Below are 14,890 nucleotides of genomic sequence, written 5' to 3' on the forward strand. Positions count from 1 at the left end.
GGTTCTTTGCCCTTTATACTCGTAAAAAGGGTAAAAATAAGGATACACCTTCAGCAGGTGTGACAACCTATTTAATCGCCGGGCTGCTGAATCCTAATTTCGTCAGGCCATTTTGAACAGCTGGGCTACTCATGAAAAGCTTCCACAATAAACCGGTACGGTGGTTTTCTATCATCACGATAATCGGTCCCTGATCGATGGCCAGGTGCGATTTTGCCACCCAATTGTGCTGCTCACTAAAAGCATCGGCAAATCCATATTCCGTCCATAGCTGATCGCCTTTGTCCTCATAAAAATGTCTCAAAGCCTGCATAGAGTACTCTGGAGTGTATGGGAAGGCGGATAAAGCAGCAGTAGGCGTAATGACACCCAGATCCTCCGTTGGAGAATGTGCCGCATAACCTTGCCAGCTGTCGCTTGCCGTTAAGCCCCAGCTGTTGGCTCCATAACCTTTATAATGTTTTGGGTTTTCTATGCAATGTGCCCTATTGATCAGGGTATGGTTTCTATTTTGTTCCCAATAATCTGCATAGCGATCTTTCAACCCTCGTGGATCTAATCCTAAATAGGAATATTGAGAGAAGAATAATGGGCCGCCACCATCAAAACCTAATGGCAAAGTGATTTCATTGAACTTTTTACCGTTTAAAAATGTATTGCTCATTGCCCATCCTTCATGATAAACTCTCGGGTCTATGGAGAATTTTGGGGAAGATGCCGCGAGCACATAAGTGATCAGACATTCATTGTAACCTCTGATCTGATGGTCCATACTCCAGCCATTGTTTGGGCTCCAATGCCAGTAAAGGACTTTCTGACCCTGGGTAAACCAGTTCCATTCAATCCCTTCCCACATCCATTGGATTTTGTTTCTAATGTCTCTTTCTGTGGCGTTATCGGCAGTATAATATTGTGCTGCGGTCAATAATCCCTGAAAAAGTAAAGAAGTTTCCACGATGTCAGCGCCATCATCTTTCGGGCTGAAGCGGATCACTTTACCGGTTTCTCCATTTAACCAATGCGGGAAAGCGCCATGAAACATATCTGCCTTCCATAAAAAGTCTACAATTTTTTTTGTCCTCTCGGCAGCTTGCTCGCGGCTAATGAATTTTCTTTCTGAAGCGACGATGGTGGCCATCACGCCAAACCCTGTACCACCTGTGGTGACTACTTCATTGCCATATTCGAAAGCAACATTACTGCGTTCTCTTGCCATACCGCTTACCGGATGGGCGAAATCCCAGAAATAGCGGAAGGTCTGTTTCTGAACCAGGTCCAGCAGCTGATCGTCTGTTAGGTTTTTCTTTATTTTCAGGTCAGCTTTAATGCTTTCTGTGTGTTTTTGCTGGGCATTCAGCTGATGAGTTGAGCAAATCAGGCTTAACAGTAAAAAGGTATGTAGTAAGTTTCTCTTCATTTTATGGTGTGTTTATAAGTTGGGGCTGGTAAAGCCTAATTTTCTCATTCCTGTTTTTACTTCCGGGCTGTTCATGAAAAGTTTCCATAACAGCTGACTGCGGTGGTTTTCGATCATGATGATGATCGGGCCCTGGTCTATCGCTAAGGTAGAGCTGGCAAACCAGGCATCATGCAGGGAGAAGGCATCGGTAAAGCCATAATCTCCCCAGATTTTATCTCCCAGTTTGTAGTAATAATATTTTAAAGCCTGCATGGATTCTTTAGGTGTATAAGGAAAAGAGGCGAGGGCTGCGGTAGGGGAAATCACCCCATTGTCATTCGCGGGTTCATGGGCAAGGTATCCGTTGATGTCGTCGCTGGCGGTCAGTCCCCAGCAGTTCTCGCCATAGCCATAAAAACCTTTTACATTTGCTTTTGCATAGTTATAATGGTTGAGGGCATGGATTTTCGTCTGATTTTCATAATTGCCATAAGCATCAGATAGACCGTTCGGGTTGATGCCTAGGAAGGAATAATGGGAGAAAAATAATGGGCCGTTCATGCTGTTTTTCATGGTGCCATTACTGGCCCAGCCATTGTCGTAGACCGTTTTTTGAATCGGGTGACTTGTAGAAGAAGCGGCCATCACATACGTGATTAAGGCTTCATTCCAACCTTTGACGGGTAGGTTCATTTCCCAGCCTACTGTCGGACTCCAATGCCAATACAGGCTATTGTCTTTCACAAACCAATCCCATTCTACTTCATTGTAAATACGGGTAATGTCGGTTCTTAAGGTCGTTTCTGCAGGATTCGCTGCATCAAAAAATTGTCGGGCAGTTAACATGCCCTGCATCAATAAGGAAGTCTCCACCAGGTCGGCACCATTGTCTTTCGGACTGAATGGGACCACTGCTCCGGTATTGCCATTCATCCAATGCGGATAGGCACCATGAAAGCGCTGAGCCTTGTTTTTCAGAAAGGCAACGATCTTTTGCATGCGTTCCAAACCTTGGTCCCGGCTAATGAAATTCCGATGGATACCTGTCACCAGGGCCATCATTCCAAAACCAGATCCTCCACTGGTGACGATGTCAGCGGAAGTATTTCGCTCTCTGGCCAGGCCGCTTCCTGGATGTGCGAAATCCCAGAAATATTTAAATGTTTGTTTCTGCACTAAATCCAGTAAGGCATCTTCCGCAATCACAGGGAATTTGTCGGCCTCATCTACCGCGGTGATCAGGTTTACGATAATAGGGATATTTAAATTCTTCCCTTTATCGGAAGTTAAATTCGTTTGTACGTCTAGAAAGTATTTTGTGATGGCCTGGAGAGGCTCTACAGGCTTTACAACAAGTGTTTTGTCCTGATCTTCATAATTTAGCTCCAGTTTAACAGGAACACCATTTTTGTCTTTAATGACCACTGCTTTTGCTGCAGAACTTTTATCAATGACTGCGGAAAAGGAAAGCTTGAACACCGGACTGGTATTGATGCCATAATAACTGAACCCGGCAGACGCTTCATTTACTTTTATTTTGCTAAAGGTAAATGAATCAGTAATGGGGGCTACAGGCTCAATAGGCTTAGCGGTATCCTGCTTTGAGCAAGAAAACAACAGCAATGAAATGAGTACCAGAAGACAATGTCTTAGCTGCATTGAGATAGGGGCTTTTAGCTTAAAAAGCGTTGCAGAGCTGTGTCTGCAACGCTTTATGATATAGGATTTTTGGATTATTTTCCTTTACTTTCTAATTTAGATAGGGCACCGATTTCATCAGCTGTCAATGCTTTATTATAAATTCTGACTTCATCCAGCTTGCCTGTTAGGTTAGCAGCCCAGCTTTCTTTATTTCCTGCAGTAGTTAAACTTGGGGTAGTTTGAAATTGTAAGGTTCCAAAAACCATTTTCGTTGCATTCTGGAAAGTTAAGGGGCCGTTATTTGGAACGGTCAGTGCTTTTAATTTTCCGCCATTGATGTAAATGATGAAAGTAGAACTTACCTGATCATAACTCAAAGCAAGGTGTGTCCATTTTTTCCAGATGCCTGGAACCTTGAAGTTTTCTGATTGTGTAAGGACGCCATTGTTGTTCACACGGAATTGAATCACACCATTGTCGGCATCACCACCATTTTCCAGGAAGATGACTAAATTACCCCATCCTGCTGCGGAATTTGCGATGTCAATCAGGCCTGTTGCACCAGTGTTCAGCTCAGAATTGAACCATAATGTGGTCGTAAAACTTTTTAGTTTCTGTACTTCTGTTGGTGTATCAGAAACCACATATCCCGCACTGGATCCTTGTAAAGCATTGCCTTTAGTACCTGCTGCAAATGAAGTGCTGGTGGATACGCCGCTCACTTTAGAAACACTATCAATTAAACTGCCGTCGAAAGCCCAGTGTGCAACCAGACTAGCTGAAGCCACTTCTTTACTGCTGGTGTACCCACCAATATTTAGTGCTGGTGCATAACTCGAAGGATCGAATTTTTTGGTACAGGAGCTAACCGCCAGAGAAAGGGCTGCTGCTGATAATATATAGAATAATCTTGTTTTCATTTCTTTTCGTTAAATAAGATTAATAACCTGGGTTTTGCGTAAGGACACCAACACTCAGTTCAATCTGAGTATTTGGAATTGGCCATACTTCATTTTTATTTGCTTTCCAGCCTTTAGGCCCAAATACTACTGCAGCACGTCCTTGGCGAATCACATCAAAATAACGATCTGATTCCATCGCTAGTTCTACCTGTCTTTCATGGTAGATGGCTGCACGCAGTGCGGTTTGGTCTGTAGTGGTTACTTTAGGTAAGATCGCTGGATTTCCCTGTCTTGCTCTTAATCTCACTTGTTCTATAGAAGAAAGTGCCTGACCCGAATTACCCAATTCATTCGCAGCTTCTGCATTCATTAACAATACATCTGCGTAACGGATTACCCTTACGTTCTGCTGTCCACCTCTTGGATTGTTATTATCGTAAGGTGTAGCAAATGGAACATAAGGTTTGTGGCTGTATCTTACTGGATCTCCAGGAGCAGAAGTGATTAAATCTCCCTGAGGAGTGGTATTGCCTACGAATAGAATAGTACCTTCTCTACGCGGATCACCAGTTTCAAAAGCTGCTGCCAGTTCAGCAGATGGGGTGTTAAAACCCCAGTAGCCGGCTTGGTCCCTTACGCCTTGCACTTGTGCATACTGACTATTACTGGCATCTTTTGTACCAGGATTATACTCGCACTGAATCTCAAATACAGATTCAGAGCTGTTTTCATGATTCAAACGGAACACGGATTGATAATCTGGCAGAAGGCTATATCCTAATCCCATTACCGTATTGGTTAAGCTCAGTACCAGTGGCCATTTCTGTTGATACATGGCTACCTTGGCATGTAGTGCCAACGCGGCTCCTTTTGTTGCACGGCCAACATCGGCAGTCGAATAACTTGCTGGTAGTACTGCTGCAGCGTCATCCAGGTCTTTTTCAATTGCCGCATATACTTCCTCTCTTGAAGCTCTTGGCTTGTTAAATTGCTCAGGAGTACTAGGTACATTTAGGTGTAATCTTACGCCACCAAAAGCCCTTACCAATCTGAAGTAAGAATATGCCCTTACAAATTTAGCTTCTGCCAGGAGGCGGCTTTTTAGATTCGCATCCATTTCTATGCCTGGGACGTTATCCAATACCTGATTACAAAGGTTGATATTTTGGTATTGACCTTCCCAGAATCCAAGCACCTGTCCATCGGTAGAGGTAACTCTGAAATTTTCAAAATCGTTCAGATAACTAGCATCATTTGTGGAACTTCCTTTGTCTGCTTCATCAGAGGCAATGCTTTCTACAGCCAATGCTGGAAATGCGGTATTAGACCAGCTGCGTAAATTTCCATAAACGGCATTTACACTAGCTAATGCATCATCCTGAGATTTCCAGAATGTTTCTGCTGGTTGTTTGGCTTGTGGGGGAACATCCAAGAAACTTTTGGTACAAGAGGTGCTGAGTAAGATGGTTCCTGTGATGACTATTGCGCATGCTTTACGCAGCGCGGTATGGTTATATATTTTCATTTCCGGATCAATTAAAAGGTAACGTTTAGACCTAAGTTATAAGTGGCATACAGTGGGTATACATTTGCATCTATACCTGCACTCAGTGGGGTGTAATTACCCACGGTAGGTTTCCCGATTTCCGGGCTGAATCCTTTGTATCCAAAAAGGTTTACAGGATTTTGAGCATTTGCAAATATTCTTACTTTCTGCATTTTCCACTTGTTCAGTAAGTTGGAAGGCAAGGTATAGCCAATTTGTACATTTCTTAATCTGATGTAATCTCCTTTTTCAACAAAGAAAGAGTTTGGCGCTGAGTTTTTAGTAGTTCCTATGTTTGCAGAAGGGTAGGTGCTTGAACTGCCTTCACCATGCCATCTGTTTTTAAAGAAGTCTTCGGTGAAATTCTCATTACCATACCTTACACCAAGGTTCGCATTATAAATACTAACTCCAGCAACACCCTGGATGTCCAGAGAAAGGTCAAAGTTTTTATATGCGAAAGTAGTATTCAGCGCATAGTTGAATTTAGGGTTAGGGCTTCCAAGAGATACACGGTCTTTACCGTCAATCACGCCGTCACCATTTTGATCTACATATCTGAAATCACCCGCCTGTGCATCTTTCTGAGCAGAAGCTAAAACTTCGGCTGCATTTTGGAAGATACCATCCACTTTATAGCCAAAGAACTCACCAATTGGCCTGCCAAGAACAGTGCGTGTTGCAAGGGAGCCATTTGCTAGCCCTTCACCGCCACTATAAATAGGGTTTCTACCTGTTACTACTTTAGTGACTTGGTTCTGGTTGTAACCAAAGTTTCCACTGATGGAATAAGTTAATCCGCCTTCTGTTTTATCTCTCCAGTTAGCAGTGAATTCAAATCCACGGTTCCTAAGGTCGGCTTGATTACCAACTTGTTTTGCTGCAGCTAATCCTAAATCTGATGCTACTGGGATCTCAAAAATGGCGCGTTCAGTTATTTTGTTGTAATAATCGGCTTCAATACTTAACCTGTTATCTAAGAATCCTGCTTCTAAACCAATATCAGTTCCTGAACTACGTTCCCAGTCGATAAATAGAGGCGTAAGCTGATCAACAGACTTACCAGTATAGGCAACGCCATTAAAATAAGCCACATAACCACCTTTTGAGAAATGACGCGCTGAGTTGGATTTGTAGGAACCCCTGCATTTCCAACTTTACCCCAACTACCACGTAGCTTTAAATTGCTGAAAATCTCCTGACCTTGCATAAACGGTTCATTGCTGATCACCCAACCTGCACCGATAGAAGGGAAATAACCCCATGGGTTTCCATTAGAATAGAATTTTGAAGAGCCATCTGCACGCATCGAAGCATTTAACAGGTAGCGGTTCTTAAAGGCATAATTTACACGACCAAAGTAGGAGGCTGCAGTTTGTAGATTTCCGCCATCCAATATCGAACGTCCTGCTTCATTACCTAAAGACAGGTAAAGGTCGCCTTCACTAGAGTATGGTACGTTTAAAGATTTACCATTGATGAAATAATTTTTGTTACGTTGTGCCGTTTGCCCAGCTAGTACCGTTAAATTATGGTCACCAAATGTGTTTTTATAAGTCAGCGTATTCTCAACGATCCAGTTCCTGTCTTCTGTTCTGTCGATACCAAGGATGCTGGTCTCATTACGCTGTGCATTTGTGGCTTTATAAACCGGAGTATAGCTCCTTACCTCAGCTTGTGAGAAATCACCACCAAAACTGGTTCTGAAAGTTAAACTTTTAAGAATTTCCAGTTCTGCATAAATGTTTCCAGTGAACTTGTAGTTTTTAGATCTTCTATTAAAGTAATCAATAGTTGCTTGTGGGTTTGCACCTGCGCCACTACCCAGACCAAAATCATTAGGATCTCCGTAAGTACCGTCTGCATAATAAACAGGGACTACAGGTCCGGCAGTAAACATCTGACGAAATATAACATTGTCAATATCTTTTGAGTTACTAGCCGTTCCAGAAACGTTGTAACCTACCTTTAATGGTTTCAATACCTGGAATTCGCTGGTTAATCTGGCAGTATAACGGGTGTAGTTATTACCTTTTACAATACCATCCTGATCTAAATAACCAAGAGATAAGTTATAAGTGTTTTTCTCACCGCCGCCGCTGATGGATAACTGGTGGTTATTTACCTGTGCATTTCTAAGGATTTGACCGTACCAGTCAGTTCCTTTTCCGAAAGAAGCAGGATCTTTGAAAAGCAGGTCTTCATTTTTGGAAGCGTAGATTTCATTAATAATTGTTGCATATTGAGTGGCATCTGCCATTTTCACTGGATTGGTGACACTTTGGAAACCAAATGTTCCATTGTAGTTTACAACTGCGTTACCTTTTTTACCCCTGTTGGTGGTTACTAAAACTACCCCATTGGCCGCTCTGATACCGTAGATAGATAAACTTGACGCATCTTTCAGGATACTCATGTTCGCAATATCTGCAGGGTTTAAAAAGCTGATGTCATCATACCAAACACCATCTACTACGTAAAGCACACCTGTGTTACCATAGATGGTACCGGTACCACGAATCGTGATGAGTGGCGAAGCACCTGGAGCACCATTATTGGTGATAGAAACACCTGCAACTTTACCCTGTAAAGCACTTACCGGGTTTACAGAAGCTTGCTTGGAAATTTCTTCTCCTTTTACGCTGGCTACAGAGCCTGTCACATCGATTTTTCTTTGTGTACCGTAACCCACTACCACCACTTGTTCCAGTTCCTGTGAGGAAGAAGCCATTGCTATATTAATGGTTGTTCTATTGTTTACCGGTACCTCCTGTGTGACATAACCGATATAAGTAAATACTAATGTAGCAGTCGCCGGCGCAGTGATGGAATAGTTTCCATTGGCGTCTGTTTGTGTTCCTGTTGTTGTTCCTTTTACCTGTATACTTACAGCTGGAATACTGATTTTATCACCGCCATCTGTTACCTTTCCTTTTACAGTAATCTGCTGTGCAAAGGCAGAATAATTAAAAAGAAAACAGAGAAATGCTAAAACAGAAAATTTTGTAAAGATTCTTTTCATGCTCGTTTAGGTTATGTTTTATTTGATGGTTAAATCTCTATTACTATTCGGGTTATTGCAAAATTTTGACCTATACATGAATACGTCAGCACTGGTGTGTAGTGCATAATGGCGATTTTCTAAGGTGGTTTTTAGTCTAAATACCCTATTTATGACGTTTAAATACCATAAACAGGTGTTTCAGTTCCATCTAAAAAAATGAAGGTTTGTGGGGTTAAAAGAGTGGCTTTGTGTAGTAATGATGTAGTGTTATAGCTCCATTAAGAACTCTACAAGGTTCTTATCATGGGGTATTTCAAGCTTTTTACGTAGCCTGTATCTCCGGATTTCTACTCCTCTCAGAGAAATGTTAAGTAAAGATGCCATTTCTTTACTGCTCATATTCATATGTAAATAGGCACATAACTTCAGGTCATTTGGTACGAGATCCGGATGATTACCCTTTAGTTTTTTGAAAAAATTCTCATGCGCTTCATTGAAACTTCCCTCAAATAAATGCCAGTCGCGTTCGTCATTCATCCCTTCATCAATTACTTTTTGGATCTTCCTCGACTGATCTTCCGAAAGTGGTTTGCCCTGGCCATCTTTTAGTTTAGCAATCTCCTGACTGAGCTTTTGCAGTAGCTCATTTTTATAGACCAGGCTCATGGCCGAATTTGCTAATTCCCTATTTTTACCTGCCAGTTCTATCTGCAATTTTTCAGTTTGCAGTTTGATAATCTGGCGCTCATTGGCTTCTGCCTCTTTCTTTAAGAAAATCTCTTTTTCTGCCTGAATTTTCTTCTCAATTGCTTCCTGATCTCTCTTTAATTTGAGCTCATAAAGACGTTTTGCCGCAATGAACAAGGCAATGCCGCAAAGCCCATAAAATGCGATGGCCCAGTTGCTGGCATAGAAGGGTGGTAACACCTGGAATTCAAAGGTAGTTTCCTCAGGCAGCACCTGGTCATTGATTTGAGCACGTACCCGGAAGGTATAGTTTCCCTGACTAAGGTTAGTGAAATCTTTCTGTGAAGCAGTGCTCCATTCCGACCATTGGTTGGAATAGCCCTCCAAAAAGTACTGAAACTTGATTTTAGCCTGTCGGTAATAAGGCAGGGCATAGGAAATGCGAATGTTATTTCTGGAATAAGGGATTTGCATTTTTGATGCTGCATTCCCAATCTCACTCAATACCTGATAAGTATCTGTGATGTCTTCTATCTTCCTGATCAGTACTGCGGGTAAATTTTGTTTATTCAGGTTTGCAGAGTTGTTGTTCCCGTTGTAGATCACGAAACCATCATCAACGCTAATCAGGTAGATGTTATCACTGATCTTGCTGATGTTCTCATAATATTGGACCATCCTGCCATCCAGGATATTGAACCTGTTGGAGTCAATACTGAGCTTTCCGGATTCTGTGAGGTTCACCAAGGCCATTTTGCCCCGGTTAATGAACCAGTATTTTGCTTTGCCAGCATTAATAATTTTGTTGGCAGTAGCAAAGCCCTTTAATTCTTTATTAAGCTCGCTGTAGTTTTTAAAGCGGTTGCTGATGTCATCATAGATGTAAAAGCCTTTATCTGAAGAGAAAACCAGGTTGTTTTCGATCTTGAAAATATTGATATTATAGTCGTCTGGTAAACCATTTTTCTCATCATAAGTCCTGGTGGCGATTACCCTGCTCAAGTCAGGGCTCAACGTTAGCTTATATAAACCTTTATAAGCATGACTCACCCAAATATCTCCTTTACTGTCTCGCTCTACATATCTGGATGGTGCATCAAAATTGGCTATCTTGTTGTGGTAGCGCCACAATCCCCTGGCATCTTTCTTGTAAATGACCAGGCCGTTATAGGTTCCCTGAATCAGACAATCCTGTCCATCATCGAGCTTCTTTATGGTCCAGCCCCCATTGGCACTGGATGTTTTCTCTAATTTATTACCGGTTACATTAAAAGTCCCATTGTTATGTCCGCAGATCAACTGACCATCAATGACCGTCAGCTCCCATACCTGTCCCTGAGAATGTGGAATCAGCTTGAAATCAAAAGAATTGAAGGTGTTTTGTGTACCGGATTTCCAGGGACTATAGAACAAACCCTGATTGGTTCCCAGGTATATGGTATTGTTGTAAATCAGACTGGAATAAACGGTTCCAAACTGACCGGTTTTGTCAAAGTAAAAGTATAAGGGAGAGTTTAATTCTACACGGTCTATTCCATTATCGAGCCCTGCCCAGAGGTTCTGATCCTCATCGGCATAAAGACTCAGCACGGTATTGTTTTGCAGACCACTGGATTTGTTGATCTGCTGAACCACATTTCCCTGCTCATCAATAATGATTAATCCGTTTAAGATGGTACCATAAGCATAATACTTATTTAAAACCTTTACCCCATTATTGAGTTGAAAGGTTTTTAGAAAGTTATTGGCAGGTGTATTAAATGGGCTGAAAGTCTGGCCATCATATAAGAATAGACCATCCTTGCTGGTCCCAATGAGCAGTTTGTCCTCCTGATAAGGTAAGATAGACAGTACGTCGGTTGAATTGGCAGGGGTACTGCCTTTTAATGGAATTAGCTGATCGCCTTTCAATTCAAATAAACCACTACTCAATACTTCCACAAAGAATCTTTTTCCCACCTGGTGGAGGAAAAGGAAAGGTTTGGAAGCATTAATGGCTTTTATTTTATTGTTCTCATAAATGTAAATGGTAGAGAAGGACTGAAAGAATACCCTTTTCCCGTCGGAACAGATTTTCCAGATTTCGTCTTTTACCGGATTGGTCTTAGGAACTAGTTTCGTTAAAGAGGTATAGGTTAATTTATCATCTTTATAGGACCAATAACCTAATTCTCCAAAACCACCTGTGTAGATGATTCCAGAAGGATCAGCAAGTACAGACCGTACGATTTGTCGGTTGGGTAATTTGTACTGCTGCCAGTATTTGCCGTCGTAAGTCAGTAAACCCTGTGCATTTCCAAAATAAAGGATGCCATTTTTACCTTTACTAATCGACCAGTTTTGATTGCCGGATAGGTAAAGTGACTTTGGATAATTCTGGACATACGGCACCCCGATACTTTTAATATCGTCTGCTTTAGCAGCAAGGGAAATGAGTGCAAATAAAATATATAATATAAGGTATTTCCCTTGATTGTTCTTCATGAATGCTGATAACTCCTATTTAGAAGCGGTATTTACAAGCTGAGGTACTTTAACGTAATAACCAGTTCCGTCGTATTGACGTTTTCTTGGGTGTGTAGTACAAGCTACAGAACAGCAGCCTTCTAATTCTTCTCCGCAGGCATCACATTGTGTAATGTGTTCATTACATTCTGGATTTGCACAGTTGATCATTTTTGGCGTCACTACTCCGCAGGAGTAACAGGTAGATACGATACTCGGATTTACCGAATTCACGTCCACTGCAATCCTGTTATCGAAAACATAACATTTACCGTCAAAATCTTCTCCACCGGCTTCTTTTCCATATTTGATGATTCCACCATGTAATTGGTATACATCATTGAAACCATGGTGCAGTAGGAGTGCCGATGCTTTTTCGCATTTGATACCGCCTGTGCAGTAGGTCAGGACTTTTTTGTCTTTGTATTTGGCCAGTTCATTGATTTGTTCCGGGAAATCCCTGAAGTTTTCGATGTCTAGTGTAATGGCATTTTTGAATCTGCCTAAATTGTGTTCGTAGTTAGAACGCACATCCAGGATGATCACATCTTCTTCTTTAATCATCTTCTGAAATTCTACTGGCTCCAGGTGTTTTCCTGTACGCTGATTAGGATTGATGATGTTCGGATCTTTTAATCCTGAATGCACAATTTCGTCTTTATAACGGCAGTGCATTTTAATGAAGGAGGGCTCATCGACTTCGTCGATCTTAAACTCTGTTTTGGCAAAACGCTCATCCGCATGAATGGCTGCCATATAAGCTGCTACATTTTCTGTAGTTCCCGAAATAGTACCGTTCAGACCTTCATCAGCCACGATAATACGGCCAACAAGGTTTAAAGATTTACAAAAAGTAAGGTGAGTGGCAGCAAATTGTTCTGCGTTTGCTATAGGACTATAGCAATAATAAAGTATGGTCTGGAATTTTTTCATATCGTCATTGATACTGTTGCATACAGCGTTTAATGTGGCACAAAGTTAAGAAAGATAAACGAGATTGAAAAAGCTAAATCGCAGGGGTTCTGCCCCCATCCACTCTGATACTGGTTCCGGTCACATAGGAAGCTGCAGGAGAAGCGAGGAAGGCGACCACATTGGCGATTTCTTCCGCTTGTCCGAACCTAGCCATTGGAATACTGGAAATCATACTTTTTTGAACGTTTTCCACGCTCGTTTCCTGACTTGCAGCCGTACTTTCAATTAAACTGCCCAGTCTGGCGGTATCTGTTAATCCTGGCAGGATATTGTTGACCGTGATTTGATAAATGCCAACTTCATTGGATAAAGTTTTAGCCCAGGAAGCAACTGCTGCACGGATGGTATTGGAAACGCCAAGGTTTGGCAATGGTGTTTTGATGGAAGTGGAAATGATATTGATGATCCTGCCGTAGCCTAATTTTTTCATTCCCGGAAGGACTGCTGCAGCCAGCAAATGATTGCCAACAAGGTGCTGCTGAAAAGCAGATTCAAAATCTTCAGGACTCGCTTTGGTAATTGGACCTGCTTTGGGACCTCCCGTATTGTTGATTAAAACCGCAACAGGGTGACTAGAGGTAATTTTATGAATGGCATCCGATAACTGCTGCTTTTGAGAAAAATCCGCAATAGCATAGCTGTGCTGCTGCTGTCCATTTTGCGAGAGTTCTGCAACAGCTGCTTTCAATCCATCTTCATTTCTGGCCATGAGGATACAATTGGCGCCTAAACCTGCTAAAACTTTTGCCGTCGCCAATCCAATGCCTTGAGTACTCCCGCAGATTAACGCGTATTTTCCTTTTAATGAAATGTCCATGATGCTATTTTATTTTAAACTTATAGAAAATTTATGAGGTAACAATGTTTTTATCCTGTTGTTGGAGGATTGGAATATTGTTAAGTTTGCCTTCGTCATTATAAATCAGCGGGTGATTTGTGAGACGGAATAAATTTAAACACAAAAAATGACCAAAATTTCTATGAAACCAGTGCTATTGGCGGCAGGCCTTTTATTTAGCGCAGGTAGTGGATTTGCTCAGGATAACCTGGTAAATGCACTAAGCAACAACCACAGTACAGATAGTAAAAATAGCTTTACTTTTACCCCGGTAATCAATGCAGAGGCGACTTTTGTAAAAAACCAACAGTCTTCAGGAACTTGCTGGAGCTACAGTACCAATTCATTCCTGGAATCAGAAATGATTCGTGCGGGTAAAAAACCAGTAGATCTTGCTGATATCTTTACTGCACGTAATGTGTATGTTGAAAAAGGAATCAACTATGTACGTATGCATGGAGCCTTAACTTTAGGAGATGGCGGTGCTTGTCATGATGTGATCAATATGTTTGCTTTATATGGTGCAATGCCGCAATCTGCTTATGACGGTAGAAACTACGGTACAGCGACTAATAAATCTGACGATATGAACAAGCTGACTAAAGCTATTCTTGATAAAGCAGTAAATGCACCTTCAGGAAAGTTTGATCCAACCTGGAAAGCTAAATATATCTCAACGATCGATTCATGTTTAGGTGCTGTTCCAGAGAAATTCACGTTTGAAGGAAAAGAATATACACCTAAAACCTTTGCTAAAGAAGTAGTAGGTATTAATCCAGCTGATTATGTAGAACTTTCTTCTTTCACTACTGCTCCTTACTACACTAAAGCGGTATTAATGGTACCGGACAACTGGTCTTACGATCAGGTTTACAATGTACAGATGGACGACATTACTAAAGTGATCGACAATGCATTGAAAAAAGGATATACAGTTGCATGGGCTACAGACGTAAGTGAAAAAGGCTTTAGCTGGAAAAATGGTGTTGCTTTTGTTCCGGAAAAAGATTTCGAAGATATGTCTAAAGAAGAACGTGCTACGATGTTTAATGGTCCTAAACCAGAGAAAGAAATCACAGTAGAGATGCGTCAGGCAGCTTTCGATAACTACCAGACTACGGATGATCATGGTATGCAGATTACTGGTATCGCTAAAGATCAAAATGGTAAAGAATATTACATCGTGAAAAACTCATGGGGTGTAACGAACGATTATAAAGGGTACTTATACGTGAGCAAGAACTTTGTGAAATACAAAACCACTGCTTTCTTGTTAAACAAAAAAGGTCTTCCTTCAGATATTCGTAAGAAATTAAGTCTTTAATTCTATAAAGATGAATTGAAAGGCGGCTCCATAATCTGGACCGCCTTTTTTATTTTCTGAACATTTACT

At 41.5% G+C, this 14,890-nt stretch carries 10 protein-coding genes; 1 reads left to right on the forward strand and 9 read right to left on the reverse strand.

Annotated features, from left to right (window positions below; all coding sequences use genetic code 11):
* Positions 1 to 67: 67 nt before the first annotated feature.
* From AQ505_RS03365 to AQ505_RS03400, 9 genes are all read right to left on the reverse strand, one after another.
* The gene (locus tag AQ505_RS03365; RefSeq protein WP_062546879.1) at positions 68 to 1,417 is read right to left on the reverse strand and encodes a glucoamylase family protein; all 1,350 of its coding nucleotides are present in this window, start codon (positions 1,415 to 1,417) and stop codon (positions 68 to 70) included.
* A 12-nt stretch (positions 1,418 to 1,429) separates the two neighbouring features.
* Positions 1,430 to 3,058 carry a glucoamylase family protein gene (locus AQ505_RS03370; RefSeq protein ID WP_062546880.1) on the reverse strand — a complete coding sequence of 543 codons (1,629 nt, stop codon included), beginning with the start codon at positions 3,056 to 3,058 and terminating at the stop codon, positions 1,430 to 1,432.
* 74 nt (positions 3,059 to 3,132) lie between these two features.
* Entirely contained in the window at positions 3,133 to 3,960 is an 828-nt protein-coding gene (locus tag AQ505_RS03375) for a LamG domain-containing protein (protein ID WP_062546881.1), read from the reverse strand.
* Positions 3,961 to 3,979: 19 nt separating this feature from the next.
* Positions 3,980 to 5,467, reverse strand: a complete 1,488-nt coding sequence (locus AQ505_RS03380; RefSeq protein ID WP_062546882.1) for a RagB/SusD family nutrient uptake outer membrane protein — start codon at positions 5,465 to 5,467, stop codon at positions 3,980 to 3,982.
* An 11-nt stretch (positions 5,468 to 5,478) separates the two neighbouring features.
* Positions 5,479 to 6,582, reverse strand: coding sequence for a TonB-dependent receptor (locus AQ505_RS26785; RefSeq protein WP_231635014.1), 1,104 nt, complete (start codon positions 6,580 to 6,582; stop codon positions 5,479 to 5,481).
* On the reverse strand, positions 6,480 to 8,510 hold the full coding sequence (locus AQ505_RS03385; protein ID WP_231635015.1) for a SusC/RagA family TonB-linked outer membrane protein: 2,031 nt from the start codon (positions 8,508 to 8,510) through the stop codon (positions 6,480 to 6,482). The genes AQ505_RS26785 and AQ505_RS03385 overlap by 103 nt, the downstream gene beginning before the upstream one ends.
* 249 nt (positions 8,511 to 8,759) lie before the next feature.
* Positions 8,760 to 11,663 (reverse strand): ligand-binding sensor domain-containing protein, encoded by a 2,904-nt coding sequence (locus tag AQ505_RS03390; protein WP_062546883.1) that lies wholly within the window; start codon positions 11,661 to 11,663, stop codon positions 8,760 to 8,762.
* Between the two features lie 15 nt (positions 11,664 to 11,678).
* A complete protein-coding gene (trhO, locus tag AQ505_RS03395) occupies positions 11,679 to 12,617 on the reverse strand; it encodes an oxygen-dependent tRNA uridine(34) hydroxylase TrhO (RefSeq protein WP_062546884.1) in 939 nt (312 codons plus the stop codon).
* Between the two features lie 73 nt (positions 12,618 to 12,690).
* Positions 12,691 to 13,476, reverse strand: a complete 786-nt coding sequence (locus AQ505_RS03400) for an SDR family oxidoreductase (protein ID WP_062546885.1) — start codon at positions 13,474 to 13,476, stop codon at positions 12,691 to 12,693.
* Between the two features lie 148 nt (positions 13,477 to 13,624).
* On the opposite strand from AQ505_RS03400, the gene AQ505_RS03405 reads away from it, so the two are divergent.
* On the forward strand, positions 13,625 to 14,821 hold the full coding sequence (locus AQ505_RS03405) for an aminopeptidase C (protein ID WP_062546886.1): 1,197 nt from the start codon (positions 13,625 to 13,627) through the stop codon (positions 14,819 to 14,821).
* The last annotated feature ends 69 nt before the right edge of the window (positions 14,822 to 14,890 follow it).

This window comes from Pedobacter sp. PACM 27299, from assembly GCF_001412655.1.
GTDB lineage: Bacteria > Bacteroidota > Bacteroidia > Sphingobacteriales > Sphingobacteriaceae > Pedobacter.

Excerpts from the sequence above, each read along its gene's own strand:
- AQ505_RS03370 (WP_062546880.1), bottom strand. The coding sequence starts at position 3,058 with ATGCAGCTAAGACATTGTCTTCTGGTACTCATTTCATTGCTGTTGTTT.
- trhO (WP_062546884.1), bottom strand. The coding sequence starts at position 12,617 with ATGAAAAAATTCCAGACCATACTTTATTATTGCTATAGTCCTATAGCA.
- AQ505_RS03390 (WP_062546883.1), bottom strand. The coding sequence starts at position 11,663 with ATGAAGAACAATCAAGGGAAATACCTTATATTATATATTTTATTTGCA.
- AQ505_RS03405 (WP_062546886.1), top strand. The coding sequence starts at position 13,625 with ATGACCAAAATTTCTATGAAACCAGTGCTATTGGCGGCAGGCCTTTTA.
- AQ505_RS03375 (WP_062546881.1), bottom strand. The coding sequence starts at position 3,960 with ATGAAAACAAGATTATTCTATATATTATCAGCAGCAGCCCTTTCTCTG.
- AQ505_RS03365 (WP_062546879.1), bottom strand. The coding sequence starts at position 1,417 with ATGAAGAGAAACTTACTACATACCTTTTTACTGTTAAGCCTGATTTGC.
- AQ505_RS03380 (WP_062546882.1), bottom strand. The coding sequence starts at position 5,467 with ATGAAAATATATAACCATACCGCGCTGCGTAAAGCATGCGCAATAGTC.
- AQ505_RS03385 (WP_231635015.1), bottom strand. The coding sequence starts at position 8,510 with ATGAAAAGAATCTTTACAAAATTTTCTGTTTTAGCATTTCTCTGTTTT.
- AQ505_RS03400 (WP_062546885.1), bottom strand. The coding sequence starts at position 13,476 with ATGGACATTTCATTAAAAGGAAAATACGCGTTAATCTGCGGGAGTACT.